The organism is Xanthomonas translucens pv. cerealis, from assembly GCF_006838285.1.
GTDB lineage: Bacteria > Pseudomonadota > Gammaproteobacteria > Xanthomonadales > Xanthomonadaceae > Xanthomonas_A > Xanthomonas_A cerealis.
This window is the reverse complement of sequence record NZ_CP038228.1, coordinates 1,967,844-1,990,038: the sequence shown is the minus strand read 5'-3', so window position 1 is coordinate 1,990,038 and position 22,195 is coordinate 1,967,844. Positions and strand designations below refer to the sequence as shown.

The 22,195-nt window shown below is 61.9% G+C and carries 24 protein-coding genes; 2 read left to right on the top strand and 22 right to left on the bottom strand.

Translation table 11 applies throughout. The features are described 5' to 3' along the window. From E4A48_RS08855 to E4A48_RS08805, 11 genes are all read right to left on the bottom strand, one after another. Positions 1-630 (bottom strand): hypothetical protein, encoded by a 630-nt coding sequence (locus E4A48_RS08855; protein WP_142742259.1) that lies wholly within the window; start codon positions 628-630, stop codon positions 1-3. Further along, a complete protein-coding gene (pilL2, locus tag E4A48_RS08850; protein ID WP_142742258.1) occupies positions 627-1,211 on the bottom strand; it encodes a PFGI-1 class ICE element type IV pilus protein PilL2 in 585 nt (194 codons plus the stop codon). The genes E4A48_RS08855 and pilL2 overlap by 4 nt, the downstream gene beginning before the upstream one ends. Positions 1,212-1,351: 140 nt before the next feature. After that, on the bottom strand, positions 1,352-3,631 hold the full coding sequence (locus E4A48_RS08845; protein WP_142742257.1) for a helicase-related protein: 2,280 nt from the start codon (positions 3,629-3,631) through the stop codon (positions 1,352-1,354). Positions 3,632-3,773: 142 nt separating this feature from the next. Further along, positions 3,774-4,079, bottom strand: a complete 306-nt coding sequence (locus tag E4A48_RS08840) for a hypothetical protein (RefSeq protein ID WP_142742256.1) — start codon at positions 4,077-4,079, stop codon at positions 3,774-3,776. An 89-nt stretch (positions 4,080-4,168) separates the two neighbouring features. After that, the gene (locus E4A48_RS08835; RefSeq protein WP_025389714.1) at positions 4,169-4,489 is read right to left on the bottom strand and encodes a hypothetical protein; all 321 of its coding nucleotides are present in this window, start codon (positions 4,487-4,489) and stop codon (positions 4,169-4,171) included. A gap of 48 nt (positions 4,490-4,537) precedes the next feature. Next, entirely contained in the window at positions 4,538-5,704 is a 1,167-nt protein-coding gene (locus tag E4A48_RS08830) for a DUF6094 domain-containing protein (protein ID WP_409976366.1), read from the bottom strand. Positions 5,705-5,711: 7 nt separating this feature from the next. After that, positions 5,712-6,362: a hypothetical protein gene (locus E4A48_RS08825; protein ID WP_142742254.1), complete on the bottom strand. Its 651-nt coding sequence runs from the start codon at positions 6,360-6,362 to the stop codon at positions 5,712-5,714. A 75-nt stretch (positions 6,363-6,437) separates the two neighbouring features. After that, positions 6,438-6,698: a hypothetical protein gene (locus E4A48_RS08820; RefSeq protein ID WP_142742253.1), complete on the bottom strand. Its 261-nt coding sequence runs from the start codon at positions 6,696-6,698 to the stop codon at positions 6,438-6,440. A gap of 16 nt (positions 6,699-6,714) precedes the next feature. Next, the gene (locus E4A48_RS08815) at positions 6,715-7,122 is read right to left on the bottom strand and encodes a hypothetical protein (protein ID WP_142742252.1); all 408 of its coding nucleotides are present in this window, start codon (positions 7,120-7,122) and stop codon (positions 6,715-6,717) included. A 92-nt stretch (positions 7,123-7,214) separates the two neighbouring features. Further along, positions 7,215-7,904 carry a DUF3275 family protein gene (locus tag E4A48_RS08810; RefSeq protein ID WP_142742251.1) on the bottom strand — a complete coding sequence of 230 codons (690 nt, stop codon included), beginning with the start codon at positions 7,902-7,904 and terminating at the stop codon, positions 7,215-7,217. A gap of 60 nt (positions 7,905-7,964) precedes the next feature. Continuing rightward, positions 7,965-8,894, bottom strand: coding sequence for a DUF3577 domain-containing protein (locus E4A48_RS08805; RefSeq protein ID WP_142742250.1), 930 nt, complete (start codon positions 8,892-8,894; stop codon positions 7,965-7,967). Between the two features lie 1,352 nt (positions 8,895-10,246). Between E4A48_RS08805 and E4A48_RS20535 the strand changes: the two genes are divergently transcribed. Beyond that, positions 10,247-10,873, top strand: a complete 627-nt coding sequence (locus E4A48_RS20535) for a hypothetical protein (protein WP_185910741.1) — start codon at positions 10,247-10,249, stop codon at positions 10,871-10,873. Between the two features lie 151 nt (positions 10,874-11,024). On the opposite strand, the gene E4A48_RS08785 is transcribed toward E4A48_RS20535, so the two are convergent. Further along, positions 11,025-11,270, bottom strand: coding sequence for a DUF3085 domain-containing protein (locus E4A48_RS08785; protein ID WP_142742249.1), 246 nt, complete (start codon positions 11,268-11,270; stop codon positions 11,025-11,027). A 143-nt stretch (positions 11,271-11,413) separates the two neighbouring features. Next, the gene (locus E4A48_RS08780) at positions 11,414-12,226 is read right to left on the bottom strand and encodes a GTPase (RefSeq protein WP_142742248.1); all 813 of its coding nucleotides are present in this window, start codon (positions 12,224-12,226) and stop codon (positions 11,414-11,416) included. A 187-nt stretch (positions 12,227-12,413) separates the two neighbouring features. Here E4A48_RS08780 and E4A48_RS20530 point away from each other — a divergent pair, with 187 nt between their 5' ends. Further along, a complete protein-coding gene (locus E4A48_RS20530; protein ID WP_185910740.1) occupies positions 12,414-12,551 on the top strand; it encodes a hypothetical protein in 138 nt (45 codons plus the stop codon). Between the two features lie 149 nt (positions 12,552-12,700). On the opposite strand, the gene E4A48_RS08775 is transcribed toward E4A48_RS20530, so the two are convergent. The 9 genes from E4A48_RS08775 to E4A48_RS08735 all read right to left on the bottom strand — a co-directional run bounded on the left by E4A48_RS08775 (position 12,701) and on the right by E4A48_RS08735 (position 22,193). After that, positions 12,701-13,093 carry a hypothetical protein gene (locus E4A48_RS08775; protein ID WP_025389723.1) on the bottom strand — a complete coding sequence of 131 codons (393 nt, stop codon included), beginning with the start codon at positions 13,091-13,093 and terminating at the stop codon, positions 12,701-12,703. Between the two features lie 21 nt (positions 13,094-13,114). Beyond that, positions 13,115-13,327: a hypothetical protein gene (locus E4A48_RS08770; RefSeq protein WP_025389724.1), complete on the bottom strand. Its 213-nt coding sequence runs from the start codon at positions 13,325-13,327 to the stop codon at positions 13,115-13,117. Between the two features lie 408 nt (positions 13,328-13,735). After that, positions 13,736-15,307: a DNA cytosine methyltransferase gene (locus E4A48_RS08765; protein ID WP_142742247.1), complete on the bottom strand. Its 1,572-nt coding sequence runs from the start codon at positions 15,305-15,307 to the stop codon at positions 13,736-13,738. A 532-nt stretch (positions 15,308-15,839) separates the two neighbouring features. Continuing rightward, positions 15,840-17,852, bottom strand: coding sequence for a DNA topoisomerase III (locus tag E4A48_RS08760; RefSeq protein WP_142742246.1), 2,013 nt, complete (start codon positions 17,850-17,852; stop codon positions 15,840-15,842). A gap of 279 nt (positions 17,853-18,131) precedes the next feature. Next, positions 18,132-18,572: a single-stranded DNA-binding protein gene (locus tag E4A48_RS08755; protein WP_142742245.1), complete on the bottom strand. Its 441-nt coding sequence runs from the start codon at positions 18,570-18,572 to the stop codon at positions 18,132-18,134. A 76-nt stretch (positions 18,573-18,648) separates the two neighbouring features. Next, positions 18,649-19,173, bottom strand: coding sequence for a DUF3158 family protein (locus E4A48_RS08750; RefSeq protein WP_142742244.1), 525 nt, complete (start codon positions 19,171-19,173; stop codon positions 18,649-18,651). Further along, the gene (locus E4A48_RS08745; RefSeq protein WP_025389729.1) at positions 19,170-19,949 is read right to left on the bottom strand and encodes a PFL_4669 family integrating conjugative element protein; all 780 of its coding nucleotides are present in this window, start codon (positions 19,947-19,949) and stop codon (positions 19,170-19,172) included. Before E4A48_RS08745 ends, E4A48_RS08750 begins: the two co-directional genes overlap by 4 nt. 456 nt (positions 19,950-20,405) lie before the next feature. Beyond that, positions 20,406-21,629 carry an STY4528 family pathogenicity island replication protein gene (locus tag E4A48_RS08740; RefSeq protein WP_025389730.1) on the bottom strand — a complete coding sequence of 408 codons (1,224 nt, stop codon included), beginning with the start codon at positions 21,627-21,629 and terminating at the stop codon, positions 20,406-20,408. A 3-nt stretch (positions 21,630-21,632) separates the two neighbouring features. Beyond that, a complete protein-coding gene (locus tag E4A48_RS08735) occupies positions 21,633-22,193 on the bottom strand; it encodes a DUF2857 domain-containing protein (protein WP_025389731.1) in 561 nt (186 codons plus the stop codon). Between the last annotated feature and the right edge of the window lie 2 nt (positions 22,194-22,195).

The window sequence follows — 22,195 nt, the reverse complement described above, 5'->3', positions numbered from 1 at the left end:
TTAGGGAATCGCCACACGGCGGGTCTTCTCGCCGTCCTGGAACACGGCGGTATTCCCGTCGATGGCCTGCAAGCGCCAAGAACCAAACGCGTCGCCGGGCAGCAGTACCTGCACTTGGTCGGCGGTGAAATTTCCCGATGATGGGGCGGCGGCTACGCTGCGCTGGCCGGCGCGCAACTCGGCACCCACGATGCGGAACGGCAGTGGGGTAGGCTCAGGCTTGGCGGCAGTGGACTTGTTCTGCGAACGCGGCTTTGCGGATGCCTGTCGTGTTTTGATCTGCTCGACCTCGGCGCGCAGCGCCTGAAGATCGTCCATGGCGGCAAGGCCGAACAGCGTCTGTTCGATATGTGCGATGCGGGCATCCAGGGCCTGCCGGATATCTTGCAAGCCGGCGGCGGTCGCGGCTGCTGGTCGCTGCTGCAAGGCTTTGGTGGTCTCGGTGAGTCTAGCGATCTGCGTTTCGAGACGCTGCATGCTGGAATCGACGCGCTCCCGGTCGGCCAGATTGTTCATCGTTTGATGGTTCAGGACAGCGAAGACGCTCAGGCTGATCAGCCAAAGCCAGAGCAGACTTTGCACAACTACGGCGGCAGTCGCGCGCCAGGAAGACTGTGAGACGTTGTTCATGGTTGGCCTCCCGAGAAAGGAAACGTCTGCATCGCGTCGGCGGCAGGTTGTCCGGGCGCCGGCGCGGTAGCGTCGCCGCTGACCTGCTCGAAGCAGACTCGGCGCGTGCGGTCATCCACACGCAGCTCCCAGGACGGACCGGCGAGCGTGAGCAGCGCATCGCGCAGTGTCAGGGGGCCCAGATTCAAGTGCGCCGCCGGCATCGGTAGCGCGTACAACTCGATCACGGCTTGCCCTGTCTCGCAGAGTTGGTAGCCGCTGCGCTTGAGTACATGCCGAAGTCCGTCGCCGACCGTGGCGCGGGCTTCTTCGGGCATTGAGACATCGACGGTCTGTAGCAGCAGGTCGCGCTGCGCTGTCATCGGGGCGAGTTCCACCAAGGTGTAGCGCCCAGAGCGCACGACCGGAATAAACTGCGTCGCCTCGGGTGTCGATGCGGGCGAGGTTTTCTCGATGGCATCGGGCGCGTGCGACGCCGCGGTCGTCGCGCAACCGCCAGCCAGCATCGACCAGAGCAGGCAGAGGGCTGGGACCAGCAGGCGGGATTCGTGATGCTGAAACCAGGGTGGAGATTGGCGCATAGCTCGGCGTCCTGAAACATCTAGCCCTTACCATCAACGCCAAGGACGTGTGCAACAGCAAACAATGCGAATCACGCGGCGTCCGATTTGCTGACTCTGGTTCAAAAAAAACGGCCCCGAAGGGCCGTAAGTGGAGATAGTCAGGCGGCGACAAGCTGCCGGGCAAGTGCGACCTCGACGGAGTCGCCATCCTGGTTCAGGACATCAAGCCCCGATTCGGGCACGTCGCCCGAGGTGGACTGCGAGACCATGATTTTCTTGGCCATCAGCCCCAGGCAGGTCATCTGCGAGGAGCCGGCGTAGCCAAGGTAGATCACTCGCACGTCCTCTTCTTGCCCGATGCGCCAGGAACGGCGAGCCGCTTGCTGGAGCGAGTACACGTTGTAACCCGATTGCATGAACACGATCGTCGGGAAATCCAACAGGTCCAATCCCGTCTTGACGAGTTCGGGGTTGGTGATGAGCACATCGATGCCGCGGTCCAACCGCTCGGCAATCCAGTCTTCGCGGCGGCTGGCATCTACGCTCGCGCGCAGTACCGCCACCTTGAAGCCTTCCTGTTCCAGCAGCATCTTCAGGCGCGACGTGGTGTCGCGCTTGCCGGTATAGACCGTATAGGTCAGGACCTTGCGCCCCTGCGCCTTCTCCTGCTTGCAGACGTTGATTAGCTCGCGCTCCTTGGGGGTGATTTCGAACTCGTTGAACTGAGCCGGGACGAATGCCAAGGTGTCGCGCGTGCGCGGATGCACCACGGTCTCCGACCGGAAACAGCAATCCGGCCAGGCCAGCAGCACGTTGAGAACCACCCCTAGCAAGGTCGTGTCGCGTCGCGCCAGAGCCTGCTTCAGCTGCGTGTTTAGCCGACCCGCCAGGTCACGGTAGGCCGCGGCTTGTGCCGTGTCCATCGCGACTTCACGGAACTCTTCGTCATATGGAGGCAGAACGTCGCCACCGATGTCCTTGAGTTTGAGGAAGATCGTGAACGGCAGGATGCAGCGCAGCACACCCTTGGGGCCGAAGCCAGGAGCCTTGACCGTTCTGACACTGACTTTCGTGCCTTTCGCAGTCTTGTGCGCCGTGCCGGTGCTCTCGGAATAGATGTCCTTGAGGACACCGTGATCGCGCATAAACGCCATCGCGGCCGAGGTCATGCTGCCGTTTGTGGTCGGGCGGTAGCCGTCTTCGATCATCCGCCCGGGAAGGGCTCGGAACAGCAGATAGAACAGGTCGTCACCGTAGCCACCCATCAGCGTGCCAGTGAGCAGCAACGTCTTACGGGACTTTGCTGCCAGCACGCCCATGGCTTGGCCTTGGGCGCTGCCGCCGTTCTTGTACTCGTGCGCCTCGTCGGCGATGAGTAGGTCGAACGTACCTTGCGGCAGATAGCGTTTGATGAACTCGGACGGCTGATAGCCTCCCTCACCAAACCCGAACTCCATGTTCGCCATCGCACGCTCCATGCGCGTGGCCTGGCGGTCGGAGAAGACCAGCTCGCCGCGGTCATCCATCAAGTTGATGAACTCATGGATGTTGTCGCCCAGCATCGATGCCAGAAAGCCGTCGCCGAACTTCTGTATCAACTTCTGCGCAGTGACTTCCCCAATGGTGGGAATCCGTTTCAAGGCTTTGAGGACGGCCGAAGACTGGTCGCTACCGGACAGGCTTCTCGGGCGGACCAGCGTCCACAGGGGCGCGGCGCAATGGCTGCACTTCCTGCGGTATTCCTCAGCTTCGAGTTCGACCGGATTAACCGGTTCGCCGTCGAGGTCGGTGATGACATGGCCGCAGTCTGGGCAGGCTGCCACGTCGCCATGGCGGGTGCGCCTTGGGGTGAAGACGGGCCGCCAGTGGAAGCCCATCCGCATCCGCACGCGCCCCAGGACGAAGAACTCCTGAGCCATGGGCTGCACGCTCAACTGCTCACGCAACTTGATGAGCTTGACCAGTGTGTCGGGGCCGTTGAGTACCCAGACCTTTGCGCCGGCCACCGTCTCCTGAATCTCTCGCCGCCACTTGTAAACCAGATGCGGTGGCGAAAGAACCAGGGTGCGGCGGTAGCCCTCGGCATGGAGCACGGCGGCCGTGGCGATGCCGACGGTCGTCTTGCCGCAGCCCATTTCGCCGTTGACGATCGCGGCGCGCTCGCCACGGTCGATAAGCAACTCGGCGGCGGCATGGACGACTTCGGCCTGGGCCTCAAATAGTTTGCGCTTGAGGCTGGTGACAATGAGCTGACGGTGCGCCTGCGGCTGGCCCGTATAGACCGGCGGGTTGGCGCGATTGAGGGAGTCGAGCAGTTCGTCGCCGAACTCACCGACAAAATCCTGAAGGCTCAGGGTCAAAGGGGAAGATTCCGCATCGAGCAGTTCGCCCTGCACGGGAGTGTCTTCTGCGGCAGTAGAGTCGAGATCGAGGGACATGGTGATGCTCCAAAAAAAAGGGGCATGCACCACCCCCAACGGGGCAATGGCATGCCCCGGGGTGGGAAGATCAATCTCAATCGGCAAGCGGCCGACGGTGGATGGAAAACGCAGGCCTTGGCCGCCTGCGCGTGAAACGTGCTTAGTCTTCGGACCGCAGCAAGATGAGGGTGAACTGGCGTTTCGCATCGGTGACGATGCGAATGCTCAGCTCAGGGTGGACCATGTAGTGCGACTCCAGCGATGCGCCCGATTGCAGTGCGATGCCGTTGGCTTGCCATTGCTCCTCGGTGACTTCACCCCAATCGCCACGGGCGTGGCGACGGAAGTACGGAAGCGGGTCCAGACGGCCAGAGCGGACCATGCGGTCGATGCCTTTGCTGAGGATGAGTGCGCCGATGGGAAACAGCAGCTCCCGGCAGTAGGTCTCTATGCGATGCGATGCCATGGGCTCCTCCTTGATGTGGCATTGAGCCACGACACCCCTGGCGGAGTGAAGTGGCTCCGTCAGGTGGATGGGATGACGATGTGCTGTCTTCAGATCATGTCGCGCTCTTCGGGAAGCTGGACCACCGTTGTCTGGTGGTCTTCGCTGGTCCTGACGATCAGCACCAGCTCCGGCGTGATCCGGTAGTAGGAGATCATCAGGTTTTTCTGTTGGAGTGCGGCGTCGTTGGCTTGGCGGGTCGCCTCGTCGATCTCTCCCCAATCGCCGCGCACATGACGCTGCACATAAGCGAGGGGATCGATGAGACTTTTGCAGGCCAGCCAATGCACCTTTTCGCTCAACTGCAGCGAGGCCGGTGCGAACACTGGTTGCTTCTGCTGCGCAGGCCGCTGGAACAGACGTGAGAGCATGGTGTTTCTCCTTTGATGAAGTGCAGCGGGACGTCAGGCGTCCGGGGATTAGCGGATGGTCAACACCTCGCCCCGTGTCGGGGAGCCAGGCGTCATATCCCATGCGCGGATGACGGGGACGAACTTGTCGGTGAGGATCCGGGTTTCGGCGATGGAGCCGTCGTCGCGTTCGGTGAATTCCCTCTGGAGCGTCTTGTCCTTGTGGGTGTCACCTTTGACGACGAGCAGGCGCCCTGTCTTGGAACGCACCACGCCTGATATCGCGCCCGCGGCCAGGGCCAAAGCGAGATGCCAGTGGGAAAGAGCACGCGCTGGAGGACGCAGCGACTGCTGCGCGGCCCCCAGGTGCGTGTCCAGCGATGGCCAGAGGCCTTGGAGCCGACCAACCTCATCGGCGAACTGCTCCGGCTCCATCGTCACGCGGAAAAAGTGCTCCGGCTCGGCCGGACTGGCGGGGACGATGTAAGGCTGGAGCGGCCATTCGCTCGGCAGCTCCTCGGCTTCGACTTCGCCAAGCCCAACCTGCAGCAGCAGATTGCGCATGGCCTTGACGCCATCCGGCGCCTGCTCGCGCTGGCGCATCCGGCGGCCGAAGATCACCAGTTGCTTGAACTGCGTCTCTACCGCTCGGTAAATCCGCAGGTCCGTGTAGTGGCGCGTCAGCCAGCCGACCAGCTCCGCGTCTAGCACGTAGCCTGGAACGATGAAGACCAGCACACCGCCGTACTGCAGCAGCGACAAGGTTCGCTGATAGAACAGCTTTTCGAGACGGGCGCGGCCCTGGCCCTGATACCCAATGTTGCCGTTGACGTCTTTGGACAGGTCGCCATACGGAGGGTTGAGCCAGAGCAGCCCGAAGGACTGCTTGGAAATCATCGTGTCCATCAGGTCCGCGTGCAGGCAGTGATCGGCCAGGCCGCGGGCATGGCGTGCCCGCTCCGCGTCGAACTCGACAGCGAACGCCTTGGCCTGCTCGCGCCCGAGGGCATGGGCGGCTTCAGCGATCGCCACGCCTTCGCCTGCGCAAGGATCGAGAATGCACATCGGTCCGTCGCTTGGCATGAGTGCGTTGAGAGCTCTTTCGAGCGTGGGTTCATCCGTAGGGAAGTATCCATTGCGAATGAAATTGCGGGCGAGCCGCGGGAACATGAGGGCCATCAATATCTCCTGGTTGGTGGGGATGAATGGTGGAAGCCCGCCAAGGCGTGCCTCCACGGGTAGGTCAAGCCGTTACCGCTTTGGGCGCAGAAATCTTGGCCGGATAGGCATCGGCGGTGAGCACGTCACTGCGGATCAGGGTGCCCAGCGCCAGAGTCAGCGCTGGCACGTCGATGGTGAGCTGATGGCCTTCCAGTGGCCCGAGGGCGAACGGAAGGCGGGTCAGCATCTCGCGGGTTTGCAGCAGTTCCAGCACGGTCTCGCGCCAGTGATCGAGCAAGGGCAACGGGCAGGTGTCCCGCACCAGCATCCACAGGCGGTCGAGCCGGTGGGCGCTGTCGCGTGGCAGCAATGCCAGCGCGCTGGCGTTGGCTTTGTCGGGCTTGACGCAGCGCCGGTCGAACAGCCACACGTTGGAAAGAGAGCCGAACAGCGTGCGCCGGTAGGCGCGTGTGACGCGCTTTTCCAGTCGATCAACGTTGCCGATGAACACCGGGACGCTGCCACCCTGGTCGGTGATGACGTGGAACTGGTCCAGTCCCTGCTCGTCGCCGCCAAGGGTGAGGCGAGCTAGGAACTGCTGAACAGCGGTGTCGCGCGCCCAGATCGAGAGGAAGATCAGGTTGCCTTGATCGTCGCCGACGCAGGCGTCGGCCATCACGTCCGGGCATTCGTCGATGCGATACAGCGTGGTGGAAGAAGTGTTTGCGGGCATGGTGATGTCCTCGATTGACCGGGAACAGCACCGCCCTCGGAGGCTGGTGCTGCCCCTGGGCTGGAAGAAAAACGCTCAGTCCGGCTCGAACTGCCGGGTGTGCGGATTGAAATGAAGCACCTCGTCTGATGCTGTGATCGGCGTGAAGCCGTCCAGGTAGATGTTGTTGAGGTACTGGTCGCGGTAGGTCAGTGCCTGCCGCGCCTGTTCCTCGGTGAGACCGTTGTTGATGAAGTACTCCAGCATTTCCTCGTCCGAGGAAACTTCGTCGTTGGACAACTGCTCTTCAACGAATGCCAACAGCGACCGCGGGAGCATTGCCAGGATCAGGCCCATGTCGGTTTCTCCTGGCTCAGACCATCAGCGCCGCGGCGGGTACCGCGGATGCCGTTGGGGTGCGGCGCCGGGCGTGGTAGGCGCGAACGCCTGCACGCCAGTCGGCGGACTGCTCTGGTGCGAGATCCAGATAGGACAGCGGGCACGAGTAGTAGTACGGGGGCATTGACTCTTCCAGCGGTTTGTAGCCCCACTGGCCACTGCTGCGTTCAAGCAGATCGCAACTGATGTAGCGCAGGGACTGGCCCGGCGCGAGATCACGATGAACGTCTTCGACCTTGGCAGTCATTTCGATCACGGACCACAGTACGTTGCCACGCAGGACGTGAGCGATGACTTTCACGCTTACATGCTCGGTCTCTTGCGGTGCGATCAGTTCTGCGATCAATTCAGACCGCGATTGAGATGAGAAATACCAGCCCATGACAGGCCTCCTTGAAAAGTGAAGCCGGAGGCCTCCCCCGCGGGGGAGAACCCCCAGCGGGTGACGGAATGCCGCGTGTGCGGCGCCTGTGACTACGCAGTTTGCAGTTCGGCCTGTCGGCTCCACTCTTGCGTTTTGAAGTCCAGTGCGAAACCCAGCTCGTTCAGGCGGGCGATTTGCGCGCGCAAGGCGCGGCGGTCAATGGTCGAATCCAGCTTCACAGATTCGCCCAGCGGCCACAGTGCGCCGAACAGCGCGGCGTCCGGATCTTCTTCGCTGCCGGGGGCGGCAGACGCAACGGGCGGCGGCGCATCCACACCGAACGGCGTGGTATCGATCAGCGGGTCCGCCGATGCCTCCAAGGGAGCAGGTTTGGCGGGTCGCGAGGCTCTGGCGGGCTTGGCCGACGTTGCCACCGGCTGCGTCCCAAGCTCTTCTTCGAGCGGATCGACATCCTGTGTGGCGAAGCTGCGTTCCTCGTCGCGGCTCAGCTTTTCTATGCCGTTGAGCGTCATTCCGTCCAGGCTGGCGCGGATCTCGAACCGCATGCCGCCGCCGACCGGATAGGACTTCGGAAAGATGTACCTGATAACGAAATCTCCGTCGTACTTGCCTTCGGGGTACTGCTCCAGCTCGGGGTCTTTGACCTCGAACACACCAAGGTGTGTGGAAAGGCGGCCGACCGGGAACGGGCCGTACTTGCCGCGGACGGTGCGCAGCGTGAGCTGGCCCGGGACGACGATGGGCGATACCGATCTCTCGGGCACCGATGTGACTGCCATGATGGCTCTCCTTTGAGAAATAGGAAAAAGCGGCTTGGCCCCGTGAGGGGCCAAGCCGGGTCAAAACGAAGCAACCAATGCCAGTTCCTGCTCCTCGACCGCACCTTCGTGCTCGCGCTCGGCGGACTCGATAGGTTGGTCGGAAACGGGGTTGGCGGCCGTGTCGATGATGGTGTCGGCTTTGGTCGCGGATGCGTCCATCTCCGGCGGCGCCTTGGCTTGCGCCTGGCTCGTCGGATAGACCTGGGTGCCGTCGATCTTGATCAGACCGATGTGGACCAGCGTCGATTCCAGGCTCGCGGCAGGTTCCCCGGCGTGCTCGCCCTTGCTGCGGATGTACGGATCGATCTTCATGTCGTTGAGACGGAAGGCGATCAGCACCTTGCGATCCCCTTCGATGGCCTGCACGCATCGGCGAACCAGATGCTCGGCTTCAGGGGTGGCGACGATGGTGTCGAAGTACCGGTATTCCGGTTCATCGACAGGTCCTGCCAGTGCGGCGATGGAGCACGACAGGAACGGATCGCCACCCTTGGGGGTGACGTCCTTCGGACGGTTGAGGTAGCCGATGCCACGGGTAATCAGCTCGTGCTGCTCGATCGAAGCCAGTTCGGCCCTATCGATCAGCTCGGCCTTGAGCAGTCGCGCCTTGAGAGACGCGGCGGCCTTGCCCTTGTGCTCGCCCTTGTCGCGGATGTACGCATCGCCCCAGAGGTCGCCGAGGCGGAAGCGCACCAGCGGGCGCTGCTTGGGATCTTCAACGCCGATGTAGCGCTGAACGAGCTTCTTAGCCTCTGCACCCGAGACCTTGACGTCGAAGTAGCGATAGCTGGGATCCCTGGCGGGGCCGACCAGCGCGGCGATGGTGCATGCAACGAAAGGCTGTGCACGGCGGCCGCCCCTGACGGGTACTTCACGGGCACGTTGCAGATAGCCGATGCCTGAGGTGTGCAGATCGAAGTACGATTTCTCGTTGGACGTGGTGTTCATGGTGAATCTCCATAGGGAAGAAGCGGAGACACACCGAGCCCACGCAAGCGGGGAAGGGTGCGTAACCCCGCGATGGGTTGATAAGGCGAAAGCATCCGCCACCGGACAGGCCGGTGGACGCTCGCAGATGGATGCGGTGCGAGCTGGCTCGGTCACGCAGCGGGAGCTGCGCCGCAACCTCGAAGACCGATGGTTGCCTGGCATGTCGCTGACAACGTCAGCAGGCATGGGGGCAGCATGGGCGGGGCTCACTCTCGGGGCAGCAATGAATCGGCAACCGATCGCTTCCCTTTGTCCAGGTCGACCATCGTCTGCCACAGCAGTTGCAGCGGAAGCGACGAAATCGTAAGAAATATTCTTAAAATTCAGATGTTTAGCGAATTTCCTAGTCCAGCCCCCCGCACCGGAGACTTTCCTAAAGTTGTGGTCAGGCATAGTTTCGGTAAAGTGATGCGGCGCGAGCCTCACTCTGGAGCACTCATGCCTAACTATGCAGATGCTTAAGTGCTACACCCCACCTTCTCGCGTAAGACTTGGTATAGAACTTCACCGCACCCCCTCAGACCGCGCCGTCCGCCTCTACGAACCGACTAAGAGCCACCCGCCATGCCGAGAACCACGCATCGCCTAATCCAGCCGACGCCACAGCAAGCGGCGCGGGCGCTGTCTCGCTGAGCCACGCTTATCGCAAGTCGCCCACAGACAAGCACGTCATTTCAATCACTACCAGGGAGGTATTCACCATGAAGCTACGCACTATTTCCGCCACTATCGCACTGGCTGCGACTTTGGGCCTTGGCCTGAGCGCTACAGCTCGCGCCCAGGCACCGGACCCTTGCACGGTCTTTCTTTGCATGGCCAGCGTGTCCGGCTCCGGAACGCCGACTCCCGAATGCTCGGCGCCGATCGCAGTCTTCCACGCTATCCAGGTATGGAGCCCGCAGTTCAACCCGCCGGCCACGGCGGAGGCACGCCGGACATATCTGACGACATGTCCAGGCACGACCCCAGCAAATCAAGCCATCGTGGAATCCATTATCGAGAAGTGGGGCTACAGACCTTGACTGGCATCGCCCGCTGACCCATAAAAGCGCTTGCTTCTGAGAATTTGCGGGGATACCGTTACACCCCTGTTTGCATGGGTATCGCGCATTTCCTTTCTGTGCCATTGCGCTCCTATGCATCGGGCGGTGGGAAGTGAACCCGCTCCCTTTTGTATGTTCGTCCGCAGGAAAGCGCACTACGCTTCTACGAACCGATTAGAAACCACTCGCCATGCCGAGAACACACATCGCCTAATCGCGCTGCCAAAATAAATAACTGTTTGTCTTAACCTACAGAGGAAGTTCGTTTTGCATACCGCCATCAAGATCGTCGCCATCAGTAGCCTTGCCTTTACGCTTGCTGCGTGCGGCAGCGCCAAAGACGCCAACAAGAGCAACTTCAGCAAGGGCATCCAGGCGTACCTGGACACTCAGAAGGGCCTATGCGCTTCGATTCCTGCAAAGGGCTTGCCGTTCACCCTGGCGAATCAAGATATGCTGAGCGGCCAGAACAAGAAGCGCGCCGATGCGCTGGTCGATGCCGGACTGTTGACGAAGCGAGACACCGAAGTCAAAGCCATGTTCGGCAACAAGATGGAGCCAGCCACCGAGTACCAAATCACTGACACCGGTAAGAAATTCCTCGTCGCCAACGGTGCGAACACGCTGGCTGGGCAAGATGCCTTCTGTACCGGCAAGTACACCGTCGTGGAAGTGGACAACTTCACTGAACCCAGCGACATGATGGGCGTAAAGCTGTCGCAGGTGAACTACCGCTACAAGGTAGACGGTGCAGAAGACTGGGCCAAATCGGAAGTCATGCGTGCCAACTACAAGAATTTTGCGGAACAGACTCAGGGAGACATACAAGCCAAGGCGGCGGTCATCCTGACCAACGATGGGTGGATGCATGAGCGTCTATTCAAGCGTGGATAAAGAGCCCTGAATAAGTTCTAAAAAAAGGCCCTTCATCATAAGTGAAGGGCTTTTTTCTTCTGGCTGCTGCATCAATGCCCGGAACAGTCCGGATGCTGGCTTACTGGGGATATTGCCGGCCACTGGCGATGGTCGTGTGGCGGTTGCCGCGTTACGCGGGAGGCACCGCCTCCAGCGACAGATGCGTGGCGTTGGCGGAAAGCACCAGGTCGTCAGCGGTGTGCAGAATGCGAATGAATACGCTGTCCTTCGGATCAAAGTACTCCGCGAAGTCGTCGCCGCCCAGTTCGGCGAGGAAGTATACGCCTTGGTCCTTGACCAGGATAAGGCGGCATTGGCTGGCGATCGCCTCGGTCAGCACAGGGCGAAGGTTGGCACCTTTGAATCGCAGTGACATAGTCGAAATCTCCTTCGTGGAATAGAGAAAAGGCCCTCCACCCGGATGGATGGAGAGCCTGTGGGGCACGTGGCCAGAGGTACTGAAACGCCGTGACGCGGGTTCGGTTCAACCGAAGAACCGTCTGGCTTCAGTGCGGGGCGTCATGCCGGCAGCGCTTGGCGCGGTCGAGTCGCCTTCGTATTGATGACGCTTACGTCGATCAGACGCCAACGCCCGTCATCGATGAGTCGCTCCAGCACTTCGCCGAGCATGTCGAAGTACACCTCGTCATGCCGATCGATCAACTTGCCGTCTCGGTGCAACTCCACCACGTAGGTATCCCCTGCGCGGTCGTACAGCACCGTCACACGGCCCTCGAACTTCGCGGTCGAGACCGTGAAGCTGATCGCCGGAGGCGTCTCGATGATCTTGGACGGCTTCGGATCGACCCAGGTGAAATCCCTGGCACCGGCATCGACCAGCATGTGGGTGATGCGCCGGAAGCCATCGGGCGCTGGCATTTCCTCCAGTTGCTCGATGAGCTGGCCCAACTCCATGCATTGCGGCGCGGGGATGGGCAGCTTGGCCGGTGCGGAACCAAGGATGTGCGTCTTGACGGTGTAGGGAATGCCGTCGGACGTCATCTCGGTGCGTACTTCCGGGGTGTCCGCGCGCAGTCCGTCGAAACGGCGCCGCGCGTAGGGTTGGACATGCACCTTGGCGCCTTCGGAGGGAACGACGGTCACCAGTTTGGGATCGAGCACAGCGAACTCGCTGGGCTTGAGCTTGACGACGATGGCGTCATCAGTCGCCACGACCACGCGCCCATCGAAAGGCATGGGATCGATGGCGAAGCCCAATGTTGAAGACTGCGGCTGATCATCGAATACGCGGTACTTGAACGACCGCACATTGCGAGGTACATGGCCTGCGACAAGCGTAGGCATCATAGATTTGATGAGGGAACGGTCCATGGGAAACTCCTTGAGGAAGAATCAAGGGATTCCCCACCCGCAAGGGAGAGGTCCCTTGTGGGTGGCGTGGATGGACGCGTCCGCGTCCGTGGAAAGAAACGACCAGTGCGGTTTCCCGCACTTGCAGCCTTTAAGGTCTCGGCTGCCTGGGCATGTGTCGGCAACGCCGACGAACATGCAGGGAAGAATGGCGCTGCAGCAGGCTGTCGGCTCGAAGAAAATGACATCGCGCCGCACCCGCTTTTCAGCGCATTGCAGGCAAGAAAAAGACCTGATGAGTGGTTGGCAAGGTCAGGCTTCGGACACGAAGTGGCGTTTGCGCTGACGCGGGAAAGAACACATGCTGTGCTGATTTCTGGCTTTGGGTCAGGCCTTGCGCTGCGCGACGTGAAAGAGCTTGAGGGACATGGCCTAGGCGGCACATGTCCCTTGTGGGTGGGTGAGCGAAAGGCAGTGTTATTCCGGAGACCGGCTTCACCAACCGCTGTAATTCAGTATCAGGTCGGCGAGTACCTTGCGATGTTGTAGATCGAGACCGCCGAAGTCGGCAAGCCCATGGAATCCGCAACGTTTCAGAAGCGCGCCTCCCTTGCGCTCGTTGTAGAAGCTGACCATCGCGGCAAGAAACATGCGTTCCCCACTGCTCAGGACGCTAATGGCCTTGCTGATCCTTGGCACGTCGGGGCACATATCCCATTTGTCGCGTGCCAGGTTTAGCCCTTCGGGTGTGCCATCGCCAAACCATTGAGGCCCAGCGAGTTGCACACCGCGTTTCCAGGCATGGAGAAACGCATCGGACGCCGCAGCGAAATGCCGCTGCTCCTGTGCGATTTGATCGACGATTTCTCGAGGCAGATGCTGGTTCATGACGTGGCTCCTCCAGTTGGATCAGGGATTGGCCAGTTGGGACCAGCCGCCACTTTCGAGGGCGCTTTGAGCTGCGGCATAGCTTCGGAAGTACTCGCGAGATTCCCGCGAGACGGGACCTTCGCTATTGCGTGTGCCGATGTAGTGGCCTGCGGCGCTCTGCAGGACTTCGAGCGGCAGTAACTTGCCGCAATAGATCAAAGCCAATTGGCCGAAAGAGGCTTGTTGGGACATGAGTGGGCTCCTAGGAAAGCGGGGCCTTGTCCCTCACGGGATGGCAGCTCCCGCACGCGGTCGAAAAGAACGCATCAGCGTCACAAGACGCGTGTCCGCAGACTCGATGCGACGGCGGACTGGTGGGTAGCACGGGAGAACCCCGCGGCGGCCTCGAAACTCAGGCTGCTGGCATGGTGCTGACGGATCAGCGACACATGCGGGCAGCGTCGCGCGCGGGCCGGGCCAAGTCAGCGGAAAATTGGAACCCGTTCCGGTCCCGATTGATGGCCGCGAAAAAGAAAGCCCGGCATCGAACTGGCGGATGGCCGGAGTGGAACCTGCAGCAGCCTGGACAACCTGGCTGCTAGATGCTGCCGACATGTCGAGCGTGCCGTAAAGAGAATGGCGTGCCTGGGGTGGCGAGCATCAAACCGAAGCGGTCAACCTCTTCTTGTGCAGGCACTGCACCAGCCGCTGACCCAGCCACGCGACGCAGGGCACGGCCATCGAGTTGCCGATCGCCTTGTATCGCGGGGCATCTGTGGCGGGCTTGCCGCGATAAGGGACCAGCGTGTAGTCGTCGGGCATGCCTTGCAGCCGCTCGCATTCCAGTGGCATCAGGCGCCGCACCTGCCATTGCGACCAGTCTCCCAGAACGGGATCATTCCAGTCGTACCGGAAATGCGCCTCATAGTTAGGTGCCAGCACATGACTCTTATCCACGCCATCGCCACTGATGCGCAGTGCGGTCGATATGCCGCCGCCAAGCTCGGCTGCAAGACCATGCTGCCTGCCCCGCAAAGCAACGCAGGCCACCATCGGCACCCCGTAGCCTGGCCTGCCATTGGACAGGATGGTGCAAGCCACCTGCCCATGGCCTGACTCAAATCGCACTTCGCCGCGATTGTTCTGCGCGAATGCGATAGCCGGTACCACTCCTGCGTTCGCATGGCTGTGGCGATGCCCGCCTGCACGCAGGGTTTGCGCCCAATCCACTGTCGCATCGGCTCCACAACCTTGGGCGGTGAAGGCAATGATCGGCGCACCTTTGCCCGTACCTTCTTCGCCGCTGCCCTTGCCCCCGTTGGCGGTGTCGAGGGTGTGGGTGATGCTGCCGGCGACTGACAGCGCCATGAACGTCTCCGTGCGGATGTCATGCTTGGTGTCCGCCAACAGGCATGCGGCCACATCGACAGGGCCGATGCCTTCACCGAATCCAAACGTCGTCTTGACCTTGCCGTAGTGTTGCTTCAGTCCCCTGAAGTCGCCTGCTGCCTCAGCGCCAAGTCCAGCAGCGCCGGCAGTGCCTTGCCACGGCGCGAAGCCCGGCGAAGGATGCCCGCGCAGGCCTGCACGCTCAAAAAGTATTTCGGCGGGATCGAAACCATCTCCACCACCTGCCACAAGAAACACACGCTTGCGACGTTGGGCGACGCCGAAATATTGAGCGTCGAGCACGCGCCAGGCGATGCGGCGCCTGGGGCCAGACACGTAACCTGCGTGCGTCCATTTTTCCCCTGGCGGTTCGAGCGCACGGCTTTCTCCGGCCAATGCTCCCAGGAAATGCCCGAAGGCGTTGCTGCGGTCGTTGAGGACGCCTGGGACGTTTTCCCAGACGATCGTGGCCGGCGAGCGGTGTTTTTGGTGACGGGCTTGGTCGATGGCATTGGCTAACTCCACATAGGCAAGGGTCAAGGCGCCGCGCGGGTCATCCAGTCCCCGGCGCGCGCCGGCCACGCTGAACGATTGGCATGGCGTGCCGCCGACCAGGATGTCGGGGGCCGGCACGGTACCGGCCTGAACCTGGCGAGCGATCGTGGTCATGTCGCCCAGGTTGGGCACATGCGGGTAGTGGTGTGCGAGCACGGCGCACGGGAACGGCTCGATTTCGGCAAACCACGCGGCTTCAAGGCCGAGAGGTTGCCAGGCGAGGCTCACGGCCTCGATGCCGCTGCACACGCTGCCGTAAAGCAGCGGCGCGCAAGGTTGAGGGTGCATATCGGCTCTCCTGTTCGTGTGGCCCAGGCCAATGGCCGGGCCGGGATGTTGATGGGCAGGAGAAAGGCGCCGAAGGCCGCAGGGCCTTCGGCTCGGGAGAAAAGAAGAAGCCACCCGTGGGCTGATTTGCAGGCCCGGTCGTCGCTAGAACCGTCTGCTGTCAGCAATCACACCCGGCCCATGTCGTGGCTGGGGCCGGCATCGTCTGGCGCACATCCGCGCACAAAGGGAGCCCGTTTTTGCGCCGGCGGGCACCGGCACCGAATACCGCTGACCGCAAGGGGTCTCCCGATGGCTTGTGTGAGCGGGCAAGCCATCGGGGGACCCTTCGCAGAGGCGGAAGAAATGCAGATCAGCAGCGCGCGCGTGGCGCGATTCTTGGAGGAGTTACCTTCAGGTCCCGCGGCCGGGGGCGGCTCGGCGGGACGCGCACACGGATCAAGAAGGCGATGTGCGCTGGGCGTCCCGAAAGGGCGCGGGACACGAGCCATGCCGCAGAAGGCGAGCACGGCTCACGGGGGAGAGGGGTCGATCAGGAGCCTTTGCGGCCGCCACGGCGCGGACGTGAGGCTGCGCGCTTAGACGTACCGGATTCGACTGGCAGCGTGCCTTTGCAGTCAGGGTAGCGATTGCACGACCAGAACGGGCCGCTTTTGCCGATGCGCTGGCGGGTAGGTGCGCCACATTGCGGGCATGCCGGCCCTTGGGGAACCTTGATGGACAGGGACGCGCTACCGTACTGCGCGATCAATTGTGAAATCCATGCGGCCTGCTTGCCAATGAACACGTCCAGCGTGAGCTGGCCGGCTTCGATCATGTCGAGTGCTTGTTCCCAGACAGCGGTGGTGCCTGGATCGGCAATTGCCGCCGGCACCGCGCCGATCAGAGTGAAGGCCGCGTCCGAGGCGCGGATGGCGCGCCCCTTTTTCACAAGGTAGCCACGTGCGATCAGGCCGCCGATAATGTTGGCTCGCGTCGCTTCGGTACCGATGCCGACCGTATCCTTGAGCTTCTGTTTCAAGCGCGGATCCGAGACCAGCTTGGCAACGCCTTTCATGGACTTGACCAACTCGCCCTGCGTGTAGGGTCGAGGTGGCAACGTCTTGAGCGCCTTCAGATCCACACCGGTCACTTGGCACGCCAGGGTCTCGCTCAGCGCGGGCAGCACCTGGCTGCGCGCAGCGGTATCGCCTTCCTCATCTGGCTGAGGCTCGGCCAGAACCAGGCGCCAGCCCTTGACCACGACCTGCTTGCCGGTCGCTGCCAGTTTCTGCTGGCCGCAGGAGAAGTTCGCTACGGTGCGGTCGAACTCGTGATGAGGAAGGAACTGTGCCAGGTAATGCGCGCGGATCAATCGGTACACGGCCAACTCCTTCTCGCTCATAGCCGAGAGGTTTGCCGGTTCTAGCGTTGGGATGATGCCGTGGTGCGCCGACACCTTAGCGTCGTTCCAGGCACGCGAACGCACGGAGCGGTCGAGCTGGTCCATGATCGCTCGTAGCGAGGAATCGGTCTTGAGCAGGCTGTCGAGGACCGTGGGCACCTCGGAGAACATGCTTTCGGGTAGATATCCGGAATCCGAACGGGGGTACGTGGTGGCCTTGTGCGTCTCGTACAGTGCTTGGGCAATGTTCAAGGTTTCCTGCACGTCCAGCCCAAGCTGCTTGGAGCACACCTCCTGCAAGGTGCCCAGGTCAAACGGAAGCGGCGGGCTTTCCCGCACGCGTTCGGTTTCGACCGAGACCACCTGGGCGCTGCCGGCCGCATGTACCTGCTGCGCGGCCTGCTGTGCCACCGGCTGCTGCAGGCATCGGCCGGCGCCGTCTGTGCAGGCGTCGGGCGGGATCCACTGCGCGCTGAAAGCCTGGCCGCCTGCGGATAGGGACACGTCGATGGCCCAGTACGGCACGGAGACGAAGGCGGCAATCTCCCGGTCGCGGTCCACCACTAGCTTGAGCGTTGGGGTCTGGACGCGCCCGACTGACAGCACGCCGTCGTAGCCGGCTTGGCGCCCCAGCACCGTGAACAACCGGCTGAGGTTCATGCCCACGAGCCAGTCGGCGCGCGAGCGCGCCAGCGCCGAGTAGTACATCGGCAGCGTCTCGGCCGATGGCCGAAGCTTACCGAGCGCGGTGCGAATGGACGTATCGTTGAGGGCTGACAGCCAGAGCCGTTCTATAGGTCCACGATAGCCGCACAGGTCGATAACTTCGCGGGCGATGAGTTCGCCCTCGCGGTCGGCGTCCGTAGCAATGACCAGTTGGGTCGCCTTCGCCAGGAGCGCTTTGACGACTTTGAATTGCGTGGCCGTCTTCGGTTTGACCTCGACCCGCCAATGCTCGGGAATGATAGGCAACTGCTCGATGGACCAGCGCTTGAGCTGCTCGTCGTAGGCTTCGGGCGGTGCCGCTTCGACGAGATGGCCGATGCACCAAGTGACAGTGACGCCGGAACCGCTGAGGCAGCCTTCACGGCGCTGCGTGGCGCCGAGAATCCGGCCAATGTCTTTGCCCTGGGAGGGCTTCTCGCACAAGAACAGCCGCATGTCCGTCCGCTCGATTTCCGTGGTTCATTGAGTTGCTGGAATCGAGGATGCCGAGCGCTGCCAAGAGCAGCAGCAAACAAGCCGCATGCTGCGGCGACCGCTTTCACGGAGGATGAAATCGCTTTGGAGAAAGACGCGTAGCTGGAAGTGCGCGGGCAGGGAGCCGAGGTATACGGGAGGGCGTGGACTTCGGTGGACGTAGGTGGAGCTATCCCCTGGGGATAATTTGTGGCGAGCGGAGGAGGGCGGAGCACTGCGGCGTTCGCCCTCCATGCAGGGTCATTTCCTACGTTTCGCCTCTTTCGTCGCAGTCGTTTCCTGGGCGGCTTGGGGCTTCGTCTCTGCCTCTTGGTGCTTCGGGCTAAGGGTCACGGACTCAATGCGGTACGGCAGGATGCCGACGCTACGCGCGTTGATCTGCCAGGTTTCGCGTGGCTGATCCTCGTTGTCCGTCCAAGATTCACGCTCCATGCGGCCGACGACCAGCACGCGCATGCCTTTCTGGTACAGATCCTTCCAGTGCTCGGCATCGCGGTGCCAGAGTTCGACGGGCGCCCAAAAGCCTCCGCGATCGTCGAAAGAACCGTCCTTCTTGGGAACGGGGTTATCGAAATAGACGTTCAGGCGCAGGAGGCGGCTGGGCTCGTCGTTGCCATTGGGGAATTCGCGATATTCCGGTGGCGAGCCGATGTTGCCTTCGCCAGAAAAATGCGTGCTCATGATGCAATCTCCGTTGTGGTTGAAATGCCCGTGCCTCTCCGGCCCCAGGCGCGTGCAGGAATGCCTGGCGCAGTCATCAATCGCGCATCGCGGCGGGGAGGGACGTGAGCCGACGCAGATAGGCGGCATCCGCTTCGCTGGCCTTGCTGGCGCATTCCTGCGCCTGCCTGCCCAGGGTGTGCAGCAGGCTGATCTGCATGTTCAACGTGATGCGCTGAAGCTCGATCGCGTGCAGATCGGCCAGCAAGTTGACGGGCGTGCTGGTGCTGGCGATCAGTTCCTGCCACAGCGCCACGCCCATGGCTGACCTGTCGTGCCTGCGCCAGCGCAAAAAGGCCGTGCCTGCGCCAGTGGACTGTTGGGCCAGCTCTATGGGCAGCAGGTGGAAGGGGTGCCCGCACGCCTGTGGCAGCACCTGTCGCTGCGCCAGGGCAATCACCTCGTCGCGCATCGCGAAGCACTGACTGGCCCAGGTCTCGAAGTCCCCTTTACCTTTAAAAGGCTTTAAAAGGCCTTTTAGAGAGGCCGCGTGTTCCAGCCGCATGAAGGCTGGCTGTTCCAGACCACGGAAGTAGCGCGGTTCGCGGTTCGTGTCGCTCATGCCTGTTCGTCCTCGACGGTGCTGGCCTCGGCCGGATCGGCGGCAGTGCTTTCGTCGGTGGGAGGTGCGGCTGCGGCAGCGCTATCACCGCGCTGTTGGAGCCCGCGGCGCACGATGGGCGGCGAAAACTTCGAGCGTCGTGTGCCTTCTAGTACGTCTTGCGGCAGCTCGCCGAATTTTTCCAGCGCGACCCGCGCCGCCGCATTCTTGGCCGCGAAATCGTCCCGAGTGCAGCCCGAGTAGCGGTATTGCTGTGCCAGGCTGAACAGGCTGCGCAGCGCATGCGCACCCTCGTTGAGCCAGCGCTCCAGCGTGCTGCGGTCGATGAGTGCGGTGTGATGGGCAAGGATCAGCTTGCGGGCGATGTCGTCATAGTCGGCCAGGAGATAGACCGCAGCAAAGCCGAGCTGGGCGTTGACGAAGAGGGGCAATTTAACCGGCTGCACGTTGAGGTTCTCGCCCAGGCTCAATGCGGCGGGGACGCCCGCCAATGCCTGGTCCACCTGTTCGCGCAGCGATTGCAGCGTGGTTTTGGTCTGGTCGAGTTTTTCCTCGATGCGCAACATCCACCAATCGCTGTATGGGTCGTCCTGCTCCGAGCCGCGCTTCATCTTGTTCATCACGGCGATGTAGCCGTTCAGGCCGACGATGCCCGGTCGCCCCTCGGCGGCAGCGCGGCCATGCCAAATGCGGGATGCGTGATGGGTATGCAGCGTCAGCGACATCGCGCTGCGCAGCGAGCCGAGATTCAATTGCAAAGGTTCATTGGTTGCCATGGTGTGTCCGCTCGCTTTGGAAAAGGAGCAGCCAGCATTGGCATGCGGCGGAAGGCCGTCAGTCAACAAACCGAAATCGGCCAAGCCCCGGTTTAGGGAGTGGCCGCTACGAGCGACGCGAGCTATCCCCAGGGGATAGATCCATTAAGCGCCACTGGATGCTGCTCGCCGAGGCTGCACGGATACGCGCGATCCGTGCGTGACCTCCGATGGCGGCGCTGTGCCTGCCTGTTGTGCTGCCCTTTGGAATGGCCAATTATCCCCAGGGGATAGCTCCATGGCGCGCCAAGGAGCGCTGTTCGCCAAGGACAGGCCGCGCACATATGATCCAGTGCATGGCATCTCGATGCCTGCCCCATATCTGCTTGGCGTCTTGCACATCCAAGCGGCTATCCCCAGGGGATAGCGCTACTGACAGCCACAGGCATCTGCTTCATGATCTGTCGGTCCGACAAGTCAGGCCTTGCGCAGAAGGTCGCGTAGCTGTTCGATGTTCTGCCGGGCTACCTCGGTCGGAACCACATTGCGCGGTGCCACTGGTGGCTCATTGCACGCAGGAGGAGGAGCCAGTGATGCCATCTCGGCTTGCTTGGCCCACGCATTGAACTCACCCCGGATGGCGCGCTGGATGATGCCGAACAAATATCCCGCTGGATTGCGAATGGTCGAGCCTCGACAGCGGTCCGCCCATTCATCCAGCACGGCTTGCCGCAGTGACGCATCGACCTGCTGTAACGCAACCAATGCGCCCGCCTGCTGCTCTTCCTTCAGCGCGAGGAAGCGATCAGGCATGCGAACATCCGGCGTCCCTCGCACACGCTCACCCTCATGCGCGGTAGTACGTATTTTATTATTACTTTTACTACGTACAGTACGGTCCTGCTTCGGATTCCGAAGAGTGCCGTCGTGCCTGGAATTCAGCCCCGCTTCGGATTCCGAAGAATGGTGTTCGCCATTCCGAAGAAGGCTTGAAGCCCCTTCTTCGGAATCGTGGGTGGCGTCTTCTTGTGGATAACTCTCGCATACAGCTATGCCTTGTTGAGCCAGGCGTTCGGCAAGCACCTGCAGGCGCGATGGCAACGTGCGGCCTGACAGCAGCGGGTCTTCCGCGATTTCCTTAAGCGTGTTGAGTCCAACCATTTGCACAGCCTTTGCAGAATGGCTCAGTGATTGGCTGACCAGCTCCAGATAGTCGGCGTCAAGCTGTATCGCCTCGAACGGAGTCAAGGGCTCATCGTGCAGCACATACAGGTTGCCGAGGATGCGTCCGGTCTTAGGGTCGCGGCGTCTGCGCACCAGACTCAACCAGCGTGTCAGGCGCAATAGCGTCAAGGCGCGGGCCACGGTTTCGTGGGAGGCTTGTCCTGCGCAGGGCGTTGACGCTAGCCATGGTCGAAGTTGCTCGTATGTCGGGAACGCGGTGACGCCATCCTCGTTGAGCATCATCCGGAACACTTGCCATGCATTGCGCTCCAGTGGCGTCAGACGTCGATCGAGGAACAGCCGCCGCGGTACGCTCTCATGCCGATTGCCGCTGAACAGGAAACCGTCTCCGGACGTACGCGCAGACGCGGGCTCGCTGATTTTAGGCGTAAGGTCTTTCAGCGCGCTGTCGAACAAATCGGCGAGTGCTACGGGGCCTTTGCGTGGTGCTCGCGACGTTGCGTCATCCACGGCCATAGGTCATCCCAATCCTTGGTCGATCCAGTTTTTGATCGTGGCCCACACCACCGAAAGCGGCAGTGACATGGCTTCTGCCAAGTCCATGGCCGCATCGAGAATCGAGGACTCGTCCTCCATATCGACGTGTCTGCTGCTGGTCACGGCCTTCCACTGCCGCCACAGCTCCGTGTCCTGGGCTTCGTCTAAAACGGCATGGCGCCCCTTGCGTTTGGGCAGGCCGAGGACTTCGCGGCGAAGGGCGACCTCCTGGTGGGTCAGACCGTAGAAGCGGCTCACCATCTCCGTACTTGCTGCCAGCCTGAGCATGCGATCAACCGTGGCGATTTCCTTCTCCACGTCCTTCGCCTGCTTGAGCAGCCGAAGGAGCACTTCGCGGTTGACCGTCACGGAACACCACGAGACGCTGGCGTTTGCCAGTACGCTTATCAGCACCGGGTGCTTGAGCGCATCCAGCTCTTCCTCACCGAATCCCATGGATTTGCAACGACGCAGTTGCCCATTGCGCAGGTCGTAGAGTGCCTGGGCGATGACAGCTTGGTTGAGGGGGTGGGGTGCAGACATGC